Source organism: Amycolatopsis sp. MJM2582 (genome assembly GCF_000754115.1).
Classification (GTDB): domain Bacteria; phylum Actinomycetota; class Actinomycetes; order Mycobacteriales; family Pseudonocardiaceae; genus Amycolatopsis; species Amycolatopsis japonica.
This window is the reverse complement of sequence record NZ_JPLW01000005.1, coordinates 531,881-548,077: the sequence shown is the minus strand read 5'-3', so window position 1 is coordinate 548,077 and position 16,197 is coordinate 531,881. Positions and strand designations below refer to the sequence as shown.

Here is a 16,197-nt window from a genome sequence, read left to right as displayed (position 1 = left end):
CCTAGCGACGGGGCTCAGTCCGGCAGGAGCGGCACCCACGGCTCCTCGACCTGTCCCAGATGCACAGCGCGCGTGATGGACTTCGCGCCGAACCGGTCCCGGACGGTGTCGAGCGTCGAGTCGAGCGCGTCCCTCGGTTTCGCCCCGAACGGCAGCGCCAGCTGGATCGCGTCGTCCTTCGACAGATTCGTGAGTGCGAGCCCGATCAGCGTGAGACCGCGTTCGTCGATCAGCGGTCTCGCCGTCGCGAGCAGGCCCCGCGCGGCCGCGACGATCGCGCCGGTCTGCTCGGTCGCCTCCAAAAGGGTGTGCGAACGCGTCGCCTTGGTGAAATCGGCGAACCGCATCCGCAACACGACGGTGCGGCACACCCGGTGCGCCGCCCGCAGGCGACGGGCGAGGCGATCGGCGAGCGTCAGCAGCGTCGCGTCGAGCTCGGCGGGCGAACGCGGCCTGCTGCCGAGCGCGCGCTGCGCCCCGATCGACCGGCGGCGACGGCCCGTCTGCACGCGGCGCGGGTCGTCGTTGTGGGACAAGGCGTGCAGATGGGCACCGACGCCGCGGCCGAGCATCCGGACGAGTTCCTTCTCCCCGAACCCCTCCATCTGCCCGACCGTCGTCACCCCGCGCTCGCGGAGCTTCCGCGCCGTCACCTTGCCCACGCCCCACAGCCGCTCGACCGGGAGCGGGTGCAGGAACTCCAGCTCCTTGTCGTGCGGCACGACGAGCAGTCCGTCGGGTTTCGCGACCCCGCTGGCCACCTTCGCGAGGAACTTCGTCCTCGCCACGCCCACGGTGATCGGCAAACCGACCTGCTCCAGGACGTCCTTCCGCAGTTTCGCGGCGATCCGACTCGGCGTGCCCGCGATCTTCAGCAGCCCGCCGACGTCGAGGAAGGCCTCGTCGATCGAAATGCCTTCCACGAGCGGCGTCGTGTTGCTGAAGACCTCGAAGACCGCCTTGCTGGCCGCCGAATACGCGCGCATCCGGGGCGGGACCACGATCGCGTCCGGGCACAGCCGCCGCGCCTGACCGCCGCCCATCGCCGTGCGCACGCCGTACGCCTTCGCCTCGTAGCTGGCCGCCAGCACCACCCCGCCGCCGACGATGACCGGCCGCCCGCGGAGCTTCGGGTCGTCACGCTGCTCGACCGACGCGTAGAACGAGTCCAGGTCGGCGTGCAGGATGGGACCCTCGGTCGTCATAGAACATATGTTCGCATCAAACGGCCCAGTGGCCAAGCCACCTCACCCAGGGGAGCCGAGCGCTCCCGCCAGGGCCGAAGCGAGGAGGGCGACGGTGCGATCGTCGTCTTCGGCCAGGTCACGCAGCACGTCCAGCGCGAGGACGGGCGGCATCTCGACAAGTGCCTGGGTGAGGCGGATCCGCGCGGCGGGCTCCGCGGTCGCGAGCTCACCGGTCAACGCGCTCATGATCCGGTCCGCGACGCTGTCGTCCCGTGCCAAGGCGCCGAGGACCTCGGCCGCCTCGACGTCGGTCGTGCCCTCGACCACCATGCGGACGAGTTCCGGCACGGCCGCGCTCTCCCCACGCGACCCCAGCGCCAGCGCGGCGCGGGCGCGGACCGCCGGATCCGGGTCGCCGAGTACGTCCGTCAGTGCCGCGGTCGCCTCGTCACCGGGCATCCCGGCGATCGCGAGGACCGCGCGCCGCCGGACGTCGACGTCCGCCGAACGCAAGCCGGACGCCAGACTCGCCACGCCGTCACCGCCCGCCCTCGCGAGTGCCCACCGCAGGGCCCCGGCGACGTTCGGATCGGCTTCGGTGAGGACCGCGCCGGCCAGCAGTTCGGCGGGCACCTCCGCCGGGGCCAGTGCGGTCTGCTGCCGCCGGGCCGCATGGGGCGAGTTGAGCCCATGCAACAGCTCGACGATGCGCAGGACCCCTTCCCAGCCCGTGGGTGCCGAACCGTCGACCGCGCGGAGCCGGTCGAGCAGCTCCTGTTCCCGGTTCAGGCGTTCCTCGGTCCGCCGGATGAGATCGCGGACGAGATCGGACGGCTCGAAGGCCGGATCCTCCAAGGCGCGTCCGATCTCGCGCAGCGAGAGGCCGAGGGACCGCAGGCTCTCCACATGGAAGATCCGGCGGATGTCCTCGTCGGAGTACTCGCGGTAGCCGCCGAAGGTGCGGCCGGTCGGCCGCACCAGCCCGAGGGAGTCGTAATGCCGGAGCATCCGGCTGCTCACCCCCGAGCGGCGCGCCACCTCACCGATCAGCATCAGGCTCCCTCCGGTCCCAGCGCGACGATCCGTTTCGACTCGTCGAAACCGGCGTCCGGGTTGCGCAGGAGCCGCTCCGTGGCGTGGGCGTGCGCCCGCACCGCCAGGTCGGTACTCGCCGAGCCCGCCCGCAGGACGGGTTCGATCACGGGTCCGAGCGCGACGAGCGCCCTGCTGAGACTCAGCCGCACCGTCCGGTCGCCCCGGCCGAGCTGGTCGGCCAGGTCACGGGCCAGCCGGGCCCGCTCCCCGTCGGGGACGAGGACGACCGCGGCCCGCCACGCGCTCCGGGCGACCTCGTCGTCGGCGTCGTGCAGCAGCGACCGCGTGATCGCGGGCCACGCGGCGCGGTCCCCGATCTTGGACAGCGTGTGCAACGCCTGGCTCCGGGCCTGGGCGACCTCCGAGCCGAGCTCGGCCAGAAGCACCGGCACCGTGTTCTCCGCGGGCAGCCGCGTCAGCGCCCAGGTCAGCATGTCCCGGACGTAGAAATCCGGCTCGATCGCGCACCGCGCCACGAGCGGGCCGACGAATCCGACGTCCGGATGCGTCCCGGCCGCCAGCGCCGCCTGGAGCCGCGTCGATGAGCTTTCGGCACCGAGCGCGTCGAGGATGCGCAGGTCCGGTGAAGTCCTCTGTGTCGTGTTGATGGGGATCACCTCCTGCGCTCCAGTGAAGACCTTGTCACGATGTCAAGGTCAAGTCCGGCGCTCCACCGCGATCAGTCGAACGGGGGTCCGGAGTACGAGACCCGGTGCTTGAACACCTCGCCGTCCCGGATCTCGGCGGTGTACGTCGGCCTCGGCGACATCGCGCGCCAGGCGTTCAGCACCTCTTCCGACTCCCAGTACTCGAAGATGTTCACCCGGCCCGGTTCGAGCGTGTCCGCCGAGATCACCACGTCGAGGCAGCCGGGATGGGCCCGCGCCTTCTCGACGATCACCTGGTGTCCCTCGACGTACCGGTCCCGCTCTTCCGGGTCGACGTACACCTTTCCCGCCACGATCACCGTCATTTCAGACTCCCTTCGTCCGGTCGGTTCACCCCACCGACGAACGCGGACGACGCGAACCGACACGGGCGCGGAAGAAATCCGTCACCGATCGTCCGCCGGCGAAACACCAGATCGCGATCACCGGGTCGCAGATCGCGCAGCCGAACGACGAATCGTCCAGGAACGGGATGATAGGGGCGCCCTTCAGGTGGTGCACGACGTCCCAAGCCGTGTGCAGCAGCCAGCCGATCCCGATGAACGTCCACGATTCGAGCCCGCGGTACGCCACATAGGCCATCAGTGCGGTGAAGACGAGTTCCCAGATGCCGAGCCCGCCGCCGCTGGCGTAGGCCGCGCCCGCGCCGGCGATCATGACCGCGTTGAAGCGGCGGCGGTGCGGCTCGTGGATCAACGACATCAGGACGACATAGCCGAGGCCGACGAGAATCGGCGCGATGATCATCATGGCTCGACGCTAGGACCGGACGACGTCCGCTCCCAGTGGCGTGAACGACGCCTTGCAACGGGATCTCGCCATCGGGCAGGTACCTTGCGGTTCATGCACACCGTCGCCGTCCTCGCGCTGGACAAGGTGATCCCGTTCGACCTGTCGACGCCGATCGAGGTCTTCACCAGGACCCGGCTCGCGGACGGAAGCCCGGGCTATCGCGTGGTCGTCTGCGCGGAACACCCGGAAGTCGACGCCGGGCACTTCACCCTGCGCGCGCCGCGAGGGCTGGACGCGCTGCGCGAGGCGGGCACCGTCATCGTCCCCGGCACCGCCGAGCCGGCCCGGCCGTTGCCGGAATCCGTCCACGCCGCGCTGAACTCGGCGGCCGCGAGGGGTACGCGGATCGCCTCGATCTGTTCCGGAACGTTCATCCTCGCCGCCGCGGGCCTGCTCGACGGCCTTCGCGCCACGACGCATTGGGTCGCCGCCGAGGCACTGGCCGCGGCGTACCCGGATGTCGACGTCGACCCGGACGTGCTCTATGTCGACAACGGGCAGATCCTGACCTCCGCGGGCGCCGCCGCGGGTCTGGATCTGTGCCTGCACCTGATCCGGCGGGACCACGGCTCCGCGATCGCGGCCGACGCCGCCCGCCTCTCGGTCATGGCGCTCGAACGCGAGGGCGGCCAGGCGCAGTTCATCGCGTTGCGGCATCCGCCCGCACCCCGTGGCGCGACGCTGGAGCCGACTTTGTTGTGGATGCAGGAAAATCTCGCGCGCGAGCTCACACTGGCCGATATCGCCACACGCGCCGGGATGAGCACGCGCACGCTGATCCGGCACTTCCGCGAGCAGACCGGGACGACGCCGTTGCAGTGGCTGCACCGGACCCGCGTCCGGCAGGCGCAGCATCTGCTGGAGACCACCGAACACGCCGTCGAGCGGATCGGCGCCGAAGTCGGTTTCGGTTCGCCCACCTCGTTCCGCGACCGGTTCAAGCGCACGACCGGCGTCAGTCCGGGCACCTATCGACGCGCTTTCCGTTAAGCGGCGAGGGTCAGAACGGTGTCCGAAGCCCGTGCCCGGGCCTGGTCGGCGAACCGCCTTCGCGCGACGACGACTCTGAGCCATCGTTCGGAACGCTCGGCGTCCAGCTCGGAGGTGGCACGGGCGAGCACCTCGGCGGCGTGCGCGGCGGACTCGATCTCCGCGGCGGCGCCGAGGTAGTCGCCCGCCTCGATGAGCTTGTAGGCGTGGCGCATCTCGGTCTGCGCGGTCGAGTAGATGGCGTAGGCGGCGAGGTTGTTCGCCAGCGGGCCCAGTGAATGCGACATCGGCTTCTCCGTTCCTTCTCTACAGACACGTCGAACGGGCCCGCCCCGGTTCGACATGGCGGAGTGATTTTTTCCGAGGGTTGCGCAAAGTGGCCGCTTCACGACAGCCTGAAGCGCATGCCAGCCCGAGCGGCGTCGTTCCGCAGTGTCTTCGCGGTCGCCGGATTCCGCCGGATCTGGCTCGCGCATCTGCTCTCGGTCGCCGGCGACCAGCTGGCCAGGGTCGCGCTCACGGTGCTGGTGTTCGACCGGACTTCGTCGGCGGGCTGGGCCTCGGCGGCGTACGCGCTGACCTTCGTGCCCGACCTCCTCGGCGGCGCGCTGGGCGGGGTCGCGGACCGGTTCTCGCGACGCACCGTGATGGTGGTGACCGACGTCGGCCGCGCGGTCCTGATCGCGCTGATGGCGGTGCCCGGCCTCCCGCTGCCCGCCGCGGCCGCGCTGTTGTTCCTCGTCCAGCTCATGGCCGGGCCGTTCCACGCGGCCCGCCAGGCGATGCTGCCGGATCTGCTCGATCCGGACCGGCTGGTCGTCGGCCAGGCCGTCATCTCGTCCACCTACCAGGCCGGGCTCGTGGTGGGCTTCGGCGCGGGCGCCGCCGTCGTCACCGGCCTCGGCGTACCCGGGGCACTGCTGATCGACGCGGGAACGTTCGCGCTTTCGGCGCTCATGCTGCGCTTCGGGCTCGAACGTTTCCCGCCCTCGGCACCCGCCCATCACGAACGCCCGTCGCTGCTCGAGGGCTGCCGTCTGGTGGCGCGCGACCGCAAGCTGCGCTGGCTGCTGCTCATCGCCTGCTGCTGCGGTTTCTACGTCGTGCCCGAGGGCCTCGCCGTCCCGGTCGCCGCCGAACTGGGCGGCGCGGGCGCCTTGCCGTGGCTGCTGGCCGCGAACCCGGTCGGCTCGGTGCTCGGCGGGCTCCTGCTGAGCCGGATCCCGCGTGAACGGCAGATCCGGGTGCTGGGCGCGCTGACGGTGGCGAGCAGCCTGGTGCTGATCCCGACCGGCTGGGCTCCGGGACTGGTCACGATCGTCGTGCTGTGGACGATCTCGGGGGTGTTCTCCGCGCACGACATGATCACGCAGACGCAATACAGCCTCGCGGCGCCGCCCGCCCATCGCGGCCAGGTGATCGGGGTCGCGATCGCGGCGCTGCGGGCGGCTCAGGCGGCGGGGATCGCGGCGGCCGGGCTGCTGGCCCAGGTCGTCGCGCCGACCACCGTGGTCACCGTCGCGGCGATCGCCGGTGTGGTGGTCGCCTTCGTCGCCGGGGTGGGCTGGTCACGGGCGGTGTCGTCCCGCCGCGGCCCTGGGGAATCCGAAGATCCCGTGGGTCCGGTCGGCGGGACGACACCCGTTGGCGAACACGGTTCCTGACACATCACGTCCAGTTGTTGTCCCGACGGGTCGTCCAGTTGTTGTCACGCACTACGTTCACCTCCCTTCGCGAAAGCCGCGCTCGTGGGCGAGATCACTCAGGTCCAGTTGTTGTCACGCCGAGTGGTCCAGTTGTTGTCACGCATGCCGTTCACCTCCCTCGAAATAGCGATCTATCCGGCAAAACACTCACCAGTTGTTGTCCTGCATCGGTGCACCTCCCTCGTTTCGGTTGGGCTGTCCGGGGGAATTCGGGGCCACGACTCTCATCGTCCGGTCAACGACGGTCGTCGCAGTCCCGGTTCGATTACGGTGTAGATCACCGACGGAAGAGGGTGCGTGGACGGACGACTCGGCGGCGCGCGGCGGCGGCTCAAGGCCTGGCACCTGTGGAGCCTGCCGCGACCTGTGCGTTCCTACGTCCTGGTCGTGAATCTCATCGCAGTCCTCTCGACCGCCGCCACGGCCCGGCGGGTGCCGGTGACCGGTACCGATCTCGTCCGGTTCGGCGTCTTGACGCTGTGCGCGGCCATCGCGATCGAGGGCACCCGGCAGATCGAACGCCAACGGGAGTACGACAGAGCCCCGTCGGTCGCCTACGTCGACACCAAGGCGGTCTGGAGCGTCGCCGCCGTCATCGCGCTGCCTCCGGTGCTCGCCGCCGCGATGGTCGTGGTGACCTACACCATCGCATGGCTGCGGATCTGGCCACACCAACGGCCGGTTCTCCCCCATCGGTGGATCTTCTCCGCCGCGACGGTGCTCTGCGGCACGCAGGCCGCCGTCGTCGTCCTCAGCCTCGGCATGCGTCATTACCCAGGCGCGCCCGACTCCGGACTGCTCGCCGGTCTCGGCGATCTCGCTGTCATCGTCGTGGCCGCGGCCCTGCGCTGGGCGATCAACACCGTGCTGGTGATGGTCGCGATCGCGCTCTCGTCGCCGCCGAAGTCGATCGGCGAACTGTTCTCCGGGTTCGGCGACCAGATCCTCGAAGCGGGCGCGCTGGGCCTCGGCCTCGTGACGGCCGTCGTCCTCGTCCAGGCCAACCCGCTGGTACTGGTCGGCGTCGTCATCGCGCTGGTCGCGCTGCACCGCGGGCTGCTGCTGACGCAGTACCGGCGTGACGCGCACACCGACGCCACCACCGGTCTAGTCACGAAACGCCGCTGGCGCCAGCTGGCGGAAGAACAGCTGGGCCGCACTCGCGCCGGCCGCAAACTGGGTGTGCTGTTCCTCGATCTCGACAACTTCAAGACGATCAACGACACCTACGGCCATCCCAACGGCGACCTCGTCCTGCGCGCGGTCGGCGACGCCCTGCTCGCCGAGGTCCGCGAACAGGACATCTGCGGGCGGTGGGGCGGCGAGGAATTCGCGATCGTCATCCCGGACATCCACGGCGAGGAGACGCTGCGCCAGGTGGCCGAACGGATCCGGCACCAGGTGGCGGTGGTCTCGGTCGCGCTGCCCGATCGCGACACCGTGCTGACCGATCTGACGGTGTCGATCGGCGGGGCGCTGTATCCGGCGGCCAACATCACCAGCGTCGACGACCTCCTCGTCGCCACCGACACCGCGCTCTACCGGGCGAAGCAGGGTGGCCGCAACAGGGTCGAACTGGCGCCGCCCGCGCAGTAGGGTTCGCCGCGTCCGGGGACTGCGCCTGTTCCGGGTGGAGAACGACGAGCAAAGAGCGCAGATTTCCTTATATGAAAGGAATGCGCTCGGGGCGAGTTATGACACTACTACTGGCCCGAAACTGTCGGTGGTCGGTTGTACGTTCTGCGTGTGGACACACTCAACGCCACTGTGGCGCTACTAAAGGAAATCACCTCGTCAGAAGCCCTTCGGGAGGTCAATGCTTCACTCGATACGTTGGGGGACAACGATTCCGTGGATGCCGCCATCGCTGCGTCGGAGGGCATCGCACGCTTGGAGGCAATTCGGTTCCGCGCTCTGGGGCGATTAAGCCGTCATCGCGATGGAGCTTCCAGTGTCGTGCAGGAGGTCGCGTTCGCTTTGTCCGTTGTGGACGGACATGCTGCCGGACTGGTCTCCACCGCTCAGGCGTTGACCACCCGCCTGCCACGCACACTGGGACTCCTGGACGCCGGAAAGGTCGGCGGGTACGGAGCGATGAAAGTCGCGGCAGCCACCGCTTGGCTCTCGGACGAGGACGCCCGCGCGGTGGACGCGGTCCTGGAGGATCGGATCCCGGACCGCAACTCCGATCAGATCCGGAAAGCCGCCAACCACGCGGCGATGATGGCCGACCGCGACGGCGCCTCCCGCCGCGCCGAACGCAACCGCGGCGGACGCCGTGTGACGGTACGGCAAGGCGACACCGGCGTGGCGTCCATCGAGGTCGAAGACGGACCCGCCGAAAAGGTCGCCGCCGCCTACACCCGCATCGACCGCGAAGCCCGCGCCCTGCGCGCCGACGGGGAAACGCGCACCCTGGAACAGTTACGTGCCGATGTCGCCCTCGACCTCCTGCTGGGCAGCCAGGGCGGGAAGAGCGAACGGTCCGAAGTGTTCCTCTACATGGACCTTCAGACGTATTTGGGGTTGAACGATGATCCCGCGGAGATGGCCGGGCATGGGCATATCCCGGCGTCGCTGGCCCGAGAAATCGCCAGTGGGTCGAACACGGTGCTGCGGCGGATCATCACCGACCCACTCTCAGGACAGGTCCTCGACCTCGGCCGGGATCGGTATCGACCTACTGCCGGTCTGGACGAGTTCGTGCGGGTGCGGGACCGTGAGTGCCGAAGACCCGGCTGCCACCGCGTGGCCCAGGCTTGCGACCTCGACCATTCCCTGCCCTGGCAACACGGCGGCCACACCACAGACACCGAACTGATCGACCTCTGCCGCCGCGACCACCGACTCAAAGACGAACCCGGCTGGAACTACCGGCTGGCCTCCGACGGGACTCTCACGATCACCACACCCACCGGGCAGCGCTACGACAGCACCCCACCCCCACTGCACGAACCCCGCGACGAAGCACCACCGTTCTGAGCCGCCGCCGGAAAACGGCAACGGCACGACGCGGCGTCGCGAGCCCGACCACCTCCCTGCTCGAGCCCCGTCGCCGGATAGCGACGACAGCACCGAGGACACGACCGACACCGGCCAAGTCGCCGAAAAATGGCCACGGCGCGGGACCGAAACTCCACACACCGACCTCGCCGGAAAACGGCCACGATGCCGCACGCCGCCGCGCCTCGCGCCCGCTTGCTCCTCGCCGGCCGACCGTCGCCGAGAAACCGCGGGCCCCGCCGAGCAAACCGGCGCCATCACACCCTGACGGCCGTCGCCACAAAACGGCCACTCCCCCGCCAGACCGCGCCAACGCCCGACACCAACGCCAACAACCCCCAAGCTCCGCCGACCACCCCGGTGAAACCGGCGTGAACACCCGGTGACACCTCCCGACCCCTACCGGCGACCCCAGCCGCCAGTTGTCCACTTCATGACGTCATCCGGCCCTGCCCCTAGGTGTTCCACGACACTTTTTGGCGGGTTCCTACAATCCCCGGCCCCCGGCATGCGCCACCGGCGACATTCTCGTACCGGCCGGTAAGAGGCAGGCTGTTAGACAGGTATCAGGAGACTGTCCCGCGCGTGATCCAGCGGGACGGTGCCGCTCACTTGGGAGGCTCAGTCGGTGTTCAGTCGTGTCGCCATCGTCAACCGCGGGGAAGCCGCGATGCGGCTCATCCACGCCGTCCGCGAGCTTTCGGCGGAGACCGGACGGCGGATCGAGACCGTCGCGCTCTTCACGGACGCGGACCGGTCGGCGACGTTCGTGCGGGAAGCCGACATCAGCTACAACCTCGGGCCCGCGTCGGCGCGCCCGTATCTCGATTTCGCCGTGCTGGAGCGGGCCCTGACCGAGACCGGAGCCGACGCGGCCTGGGTCGGCTGGGGGTTCGTGGCCGAGGACCCGGCCTTCGCGGAGCTGTGTGAGCGGCTGGGCGTCACCTTCATCGGTCCGAGCGCGGACGCGATGCGCAAACTCGGCGACAAGATCGGCGCGAAGCTGATCGCCGAAGAGGTCGGCGTGCCTGTCGCCCCGTGGAGCCGCGGCGCCGTCGCGGATCTCGACGCCGCCATCAAGGCCGCCTCCGAGATCGGCTACCCGCTGATGCTCAAGGCGACCGCCGGCGGCGGCGGTCGCGGTATCCGCGTCATCACCTCCGCCGACGAGCTCAAGGACGCCTACGAGCGCACCAGCCTGGAGGCCGAGCGCGCCTTCGGCAGCGGCGTCGTCTTCCTGGAGCGCCTGGTCACCGGCGCCCGGCACGTCGAGGTCCAGGTCATCGCCGACGGCCAGGGCACCGCGTGGGCGCTCGGCGTCCGCGACTGTTCGGTGCAGCGCCGCAACCAGAAGATCATCGAGGAGTCCGCTTCCCCGGTCCTGAGCCCCGAGCAGGCCGACGAGCTGAAGCGGTCCGCCGAGCGGCTCGCGCTCGCGGTCGAGTACCGCGGCGCCGGAACGGTCGAGTTCCTCTACCACCCCGGCGACAAGCTGTTCGCGTTCCTCGAGGTGAACACCCGCCTGCAGGTCGAGCACCCGATCACCGAGCTGACCACCGGCATGGACCTGGTCAAGGCCCAGCTGCACGTCGCTTCCGGCGGCAAGCTCGACGGCGTCCAGCCGGCCGAGTTCGGCCACGCCGTCGAGGCGCGGCTCAACGCCGAGGACCCGGACCGCGACTTCGCGCCGTCCCCGGGCCGCATCGCCCGCCTGGACCTGCCCGCCGGCCCCGGTATCCGGGTCGACACCGGAGTCAGCGAAGGCGACACCATCCCGGCCGACTTCGACTCGATGATCGCGAAGATCATCGCCTACGGCCGCGACCGTGACGAGGCGCTCGGCCGTCTGCGCCGCGCGATGGCGCAGACCACGGTCATCATCGAGGGCGGCGCGACCAACAAGAGCTTCGTCCTCGACCTGCTCGACCAGCCCGAGGTGATCGACGGCAGCGCCGACACCGGCTGGATCGACCGCGTCCGCGGCGAAGGCAAGCTGGTCACCCACCGCCATTCGGCGATCGCGCTCGCGGCCGCCGCGATCGAGGCCTACGAGGACGAGGAAGCCGTCGAGCGTCAGCGGCTCCTCTCCACCGCGCACGGCGGCCGCCCGCAGGTCCAGCACGAGAGCGGCCGACCGCTCGACCTCAAGCTGCGCGGCGCCGCGTACCGCGTGAGCGTCGCCAGGATCGGCCACCGCCGGTTCCGCGTCGGCGTCTCGGCGGGCGGCGGCGACATCCACCCCGCCGACGTCGAGGTCGACCGGTTCGACGAGCACACCGGCCAGATCACCGTCAACGGCACCCGGTTCCGCCTGGTCACCGGCACCCACGGCCCGATCCACCTGGTCGAGGTCGACGGCATCACCCACCGCATCAGCCGGGACGAGGGCGGCGTCGTCCGCTCCCCCGCGCCCGCGCTCGTCGTCGCGACCCCGCTGGAGGTCGGCGCCGAGGTCGAGGCCGGCGCGCCCGTGCTGGTGCTGGAAAGCATGAAGATGGAGACGGTGCTCCGCGCGCCGTTCCGCGCGAAGCTGCGTGAGTGCGTCGTCTCGGTCGGCAGCCAGGTCGAGACCGGCGCTCCCCTGCTGCGGCTCGAACCGGTGGCGGAGGAAGGCGAAGAGGTCGCGGAAGACAGCGGCAGCGTCGAGATCGAGCTGCCCGCGGAGCCGGACGGCACGTCGGCGGTCCAGCGGATCACGCGGGGACAGCAGGATCTGCGCAGCCTCCTGCTCGGCTTCGACGTCGACCCGCACGACGAGCGCCGCACGCTCAGCGCGTACCTGGCCGCCCGCGCCGAACTGGAGGGCAACGGCGACCGCCCGCTGGAGGGCGAGGTCGAACTGCTGACCGTGTTCGCCGACCTGTCCGAGCTGATGCGCAACAAGCCGATGCGCGAGGACGTCAAGGCGGACACCCGGGTGCACAGCGCCCGCGAGTTCTTCCACACCTACCTGCAGAGCCTCGACGTCGAACGCGCCGGGCTGTCGGAGTCGTTCCAGAACAAGCTCAAGAAGGTGCTGGCGCACTACGGCATCAAGGATCTGGAGCGCACGCCGGAGCTGGAGGAAGCGGTCTTCCGCATCTTCCTCGCCCAGCAGCGGACCTCGTCCGACGTCGCGATCGTCACCGCGCTGCTGCGGCAGTGGCTCACCGAGCCGCAGCCGTTCGAGTCGATGCGCGAGCCCGCGGGCAAGGCGCTGGAGCAGCTCATCGCCGCCACCCAGCTCCGTTTCCCGGTCGTCGGCGACCTGGCCCGCAGCGTCGTGTTCCGCTGGTTCGCCCAGCCGCTGCTGCGCCGCACCCGCGCCGAGGCGTACAGCGAGGTCCGCAAACACCTGCGGCACCTCGACCTGCACCCGGATTCGCCGGACCGCGCCGAGCGGATCGCGAGCATGCTGGCCAGCGCCCAGCCGCTGGTCCGCCTGCTCGGGCAGCGGATCGGCCGCCCCGGCACCGATCACAGCCCGCTACTGGAGGTGCTGAGCCGCCGCTACTACGGCAACCGCGCGCTCACCGGAGTCCAGCAGGTGACCGTCGGCGGCTGCACCTTCGTCACCGGTGACTACGCCGACGCGAACGAGCGGTTCCACATGGTCACCACCGCCGTCGACCGCGCCGGGCTGCCCGGGGCGATCAAGGCGGTCGCCGATCTCGCCGCCCAGCTGCCCGCCGACACCGACGTCGAGGCGGACCTCTACCTGACGTGGGACGACGAGTCGGCCGACGACGACGCGATGGCCGCGGGGCTGCGCGAGGTCCTCACCTCCGGGGCGTTGCCGAGCCGGGTCCGGCGCATCACCACCACGGTCGCCGGGCACGGCGGCGCGGTGATGCACCACCACTTCACCTTCCGCCCGTCCTCGACCGGGTTCAGCGAAGAACGGCTGATCCGCGGCCTGCACCCGCTGATCGCCCAGCGGATGCAGTTGCAGCGGCTGGCGAACTTCGACCTCACGCGACTGCCGTCGGGTGACGAGGACGTCTACCTGTTCAAATGCGTCTCGCCGATGAACCCGTCGGATCAGCGGCTGGTCGCGCTCGCCCAGGTCCGCGACCTGACCCCATTGCGGGACAACGACGGCAAGCTGCTGGCCCTGCCCGCGGTCGAAGGCACGCTGGCGGGCTGCCTCGACGCGATCCGCGAGGTGCAGGCGAAGCTTCCGCCGAAGAAGCGCTTCGACACCAACCGGATCATGCTGTACGTGTGGCCGACCAGTGAGCTCACCGGTGAGGAGCTCGACACGGTCGCCCAGCGCGTGCAGCCGTCGACGGCGGGCGCGGGCCTCGAAGAGGTCCAGTTCCTCGGCAGGCAGCGCGATCGCGCCACCGGCGAGGTCAAAGAGGTCGCCGTGCGCATCGGCTACGACGTGAGCGGCGGCGTGCAGATGTCGCTTTCCGAGCCCACGACCGAGCCGATCCTCCCGCTCGACGACTACCGCCAGAACGTGCTGCGCGCCCGTCGCCGCGACACCGTGTACCCGTACGAGCTGACCGAGATGCTCGGTTCGTTCACCGAGTACGACATGGACGACACGAACACCCTCGTCCCGGTCGACCGGAAGAAGGGCCGCAACAAGGCGGCGATCGTCGCCGGTGTGGTCACCACGCCGACCGAACGTCACCCCGAGGGCGTCAAACGCGTGGTGCTGCTGGGCGACCCGACGAAGGCGCTCGGCGCGCTGTCGGAGCCGGAGTGCTCGCGGGTGATCGCGGCGCTGGACCTCGCCGAGCGGCTGCAGGTCCCGCTGGAGTGGTACGCGCTCTCGGCCGGCGCCCGGATCTCGATGGAGTCCGGTACCGAGAACATGGACTGGGTCGCGGCCGCGCTCAAGCGGATCGTGCACTTCACCCAGAACGGCGGCGAGATCAACATCGTGGTCGCCGGGATCAACGTCGGCGCCCAGCCGTACTGGAACGCCGAAGCGACGATGCTCATGCACACCAAGGGAATCCTGGTGATGACGCCGGATTCCGCGATGGTGCTGACCGGTAAGCAGTCCCTCGACTTCTCCGGTGGTGTCTCGGCCGAGGACAACTTCGGCATCGGCGGCTACGACCGTGTCATGGGCCCGAACGGCCAGGCGCAGTACTGGGCGCCGAACCTCGCCGCGGCGCGGGATGTGCTGATGTCGCATTACGACCACACCTACGTGGCGCCGGGCGAGCCCGGTCCGCGCAAGGCGGTCACGAACGACCCGATCGACCGGGACATCTCGTCGTTCCCGCACGCGGCCGTCGACAGCGACTTCACCACGGTCGGCCAGATCTTCTCGCGGGAGGCCAACCCGGACCGCAAGAAGCCGTTCGACATCCGCACCGTGATGCGCGCGCTGTCGGATCAGGACCACCCGGTGCTGGAACGCTGGCCGGGTATGGCCGACGCGGAGACCGCGGCCGTGCAGGACGTGCACCTCGGCGGACGACCGGTGTGCCTGCTCGGTATCGAGTCGCGTTCGGTGCCGCGCCGCGGCTTCCCGCCCACCGACGGCCCGGACACCTACACCGCGGGCACGCTGTTCCCGCGGTCGTCGAAGAAGGCGGCGCGGGCGATCAACGCGGCCAGCGGCAACCGGCCGCTGGTGGTGCTGGCGAACCTGTCCGGCTTCGACGGCTCGCCGGAGTCGATGCGGAAGCTGCAGCTGGAGTACGGCGCGGAGATCGGCCGGGCGATCGTCAACTTCGAGGGCCCGATCGTGTTCACCGTGATCTCGCGGTACCACGGTGGCGCGTTCGTGGTCTTCTCGAAGGCGCTGAACCCGAACATGACGGTGCTGGCACTGGAAGGCTCGTTCGCCTCCGTGCTCGGCGGGGCGCCCGCCGCGGCGGTCGTGTTCGCCGGTGAGGTCAACGCGCGGACCGCGGCGGATCAGCGGGTGCGGTCGCTCACCGAGAAGCTCAGCGGCGCGGTGGGCGCCGAACGTGCCGCGCTCGCCGCGGAGCTGGCCGAGGTCCAGTCGTCGGTGCGGGCCGAGAAGCTGGGCGCGGTCGCCTCCGAGTTCGATGGCGTGCACAGCATCGAGCGCGCGGTGAAGGTCGGTTCGGTGGACGCGATCATCAGCGCCGCCGAGATGCGGCCGCGCATCATCGAAGCGATCGAGGCGGGCCTAGCGAAGCAGTAGCAGCCGCCCCTTCCGGAATGTCATGAAAGGGCCGTTCAGGACGAAAAATGTCCTGAACGGCCCTTTCATGACATCCGGGGGCAGGCTAGTCGGTGGGCGGCTGATCCCCGAAGTCCTCGGGCGCGATCTTGTCCAGCGCCGCCCGGAACTCCTCGACCTCCCGTTCCTGCGCGGCCGGGTCGGACGGCACCGACGGCAGTTCGGCGTCGGGCCCGGCTCCCACGATCTCGACCCGCACCGAAGCGACCTCCAGTACCGCGTCCGCCACCTCGATCCCGACCCCGGCCCGCAACCCGATCGCGACCGCGTCACTCGGCCGGGCCGAAACGCGGATCCCGGAATCGAGTACCAGATCCGCGAAGAAGATGCCGTCCCGCAGCGCGGTGACCTGCACTCCGGTGACCCGGTGCCCGAACGACTCGACCACCTGGCCGATCAGTTCGATCGTGCCGGGCCGCGGCAGCCGGATCTGTTCCTGCGCGAGCGCCACCGCGCTCGCCTCCGGGCCGCCGATCGTGATCGCCAGCCAGCGGCGTTCGCCCTCCCGTTCCCGCAGCAACATCACCGGTGCCGCTTCCGGGGCCAGGACTGCCATCCCCTCGACGTCCATCGAAATCATGCGCGGTACCTCATTCCCT

Annotated in this window: 12 protein-coding genes; 5 read left to right on the top strand and 7 right to left on the bottom strand. The window is 70.1% G+C overall.

From position 1 onward, the window contains the following. Window positions 1-14: 14 nt before the first annotated feature. From dinB to ED92_RS30310, 5 genes are all read right to left on the bottom strand, one after another. Window positions 15-1,205 carry a DNA polymerase IV gene (gene dinB / locus ED92_RS30330; protein ID WP_037344221.1) on the bottom strand — a complete coding sequence of 397 codons (1,191 nt, stop codon included), beginning with the start codon at window positions 1,203-1,205 and terminating at the stop codon, window positions 15-17. A gap of 42 nt (window positions 1,206-1,247) precedes the next feature. Beyond that, complete coding sequence (locus tag ED92_RS30325; protein ID WP_037344219.1) at window positions 1,248-2,240, bottom strand: HEAT repeat domain-containing protein; 993 nt, start codon at window positions 2,238-2,240, stop codon at window positions 1,248-1,250. After that, complete coding sequence (locus tag ED92_RS30320) at window positions 2,240-2,899, bottom strand: HEAT repeat domain-containing protein (RefSeq protein ID WP_037344217.1); 660 nt, start codon at window positions 2,897-2,899, stop codon at window positions 2,240-2,242. Before ED92_RS30320 ends, ED92_RS30325 begins: the two co-directional genes overlap by 1 nt. 62 nt (window positions 2,900-2,961) lie before the next feature. Further along, the gene (locus ED92_RS30315) at window positions 2,962-3,255 is read right to left on the bottom strand and encodes a putative quinol monooxygenase (protein WP_037344215.1); all 294 of its coding nucleotides are present in this window, start codon (window positions 3,253-3,255) and stop codon (window positions 2,962-2,964) included. A 25-nt stretch (window positions 3,256-3,280) separates the two neighbouring features. Further along, window positions 3,281-3,700, bottom strand: coding sequence for a DUF6010 family protein (locus ED92_RS30310; RefSeq protein ID WP_037344213.1), 420 nt, complete (start codon window positions 3,698-3,700; stop codon window positions 3,281-3,283). Between the two features lie 93 nt (window positions 3,701-3,793). On the opposite strand from ED92_RS30310, the gene ED92_RS30305 reads away from it, so the two are divergent. Next, window positions 3,794-4,732: a GlxA family transcriptional regulator gene (locus ED92_RS30305; RefSeq protein ID WP_037344212.1), complete on the top strand. Its 939-nt coding sequence runs from the start codon at window positions 3,794-3,796 to the stop codon at window positions 4,730-4,732. Here ED92_RS30305 and ED92_RS30300 read toward each other — a convergent pair. Next, the gene (locus tag ED92_RS30300; protein WP_037344210.1) at window positions 4,729-5,019 is read right to left on the bottom strand and encodes a hypothetical protein; all 291 of its coding nucleotides are present in this window, start codon (window positions 5,017-5,019) and stop codon (window positions 4,729-4,731) included. The genes ED92_RS30305 and ED92_RS30300 overlap by 4 nt on opposite strands. Before the next feature lie 117 nt (window positions 5,020-5,136). On the opposite strand from ED92_RS30300, the gene ED92_RS30295 reads away from it, so the two are divergent. The 4 genes from ED92_RS30295 to ED92_RS30280 all read left to right on the top strand — a co-directional run bounded on the left by ED92_RS30295 (window position 5,137) and on the right by ED92_RS30280 (window position 15,559). Further along, window positions 5,137-6,396: an MFS transporter gene (locus ED92_RS30295; RefSeq protein ID WP_037344208.1), complete on the top strand. Its 1,260-nt coding sequence runs from the start codon at window positions 5,137-5,139 to the stop codon at window positions 6,394-6,396. A gap of 339 nt (window positions 6,397-6,735) precedes the next feature. Further along, window positions 6,736-8,034, top strand: a complete 1,299-nt coding sequence (locus tag ED92_RS30290; RefSeq protein WP_369797436.1) for a diguanylate cyclase — start codon at window positions 6,736-6,738, stop codon at window positions 8,032-8,034. Between the two features lie 150 nt (window positions 8,035-8,184). After that, window positions 8,185-9,420: an HNH endonuclease signature motif containing protein gene (locus tag ED92_RS30285; RefSeq protein WP_235213393.1), complete on the top strand. Its 1,236-nt coding sequence runs from the start codon at window positions 8,185-8,187 to the stop codon at window positions 9,418-9,420. 649 nt (window positions 9,421-10,069) lie between these two features. Further along, on the top strand, window positions 10,070-15,559 hold the full coding sequence (locus ED92_RS30280) for a carboxyl transferase domain-containing protein (RefSeq protein WP_037344595.1): 5,490 nt from the start codon (window positions 10,070-10,072) through the stop codon (window positions 15,557-15,559). 85 nt (window positions 15,560-15,644) lie between these two features. Here the strand turns inward: ED92_RS30280 and ED92_RS30275 are convergent, their stop codons facing one another. Next, window positions 15,645-16,178 carry a bifunctional nuclease family protein gene (locus ED92_RS30275; RefSeq protein WP_037344207.1) on the bottom strand — a complete coding sequence of 178 codons (534 nt, stop codon included), beginning with the start codon at window positions 16,176-16,178 and terminating at the stop codon, window positions 15,645-15,647. Between the last annotated feature and the right edge of the window lie 19 nt (window positions 16,179-16,197).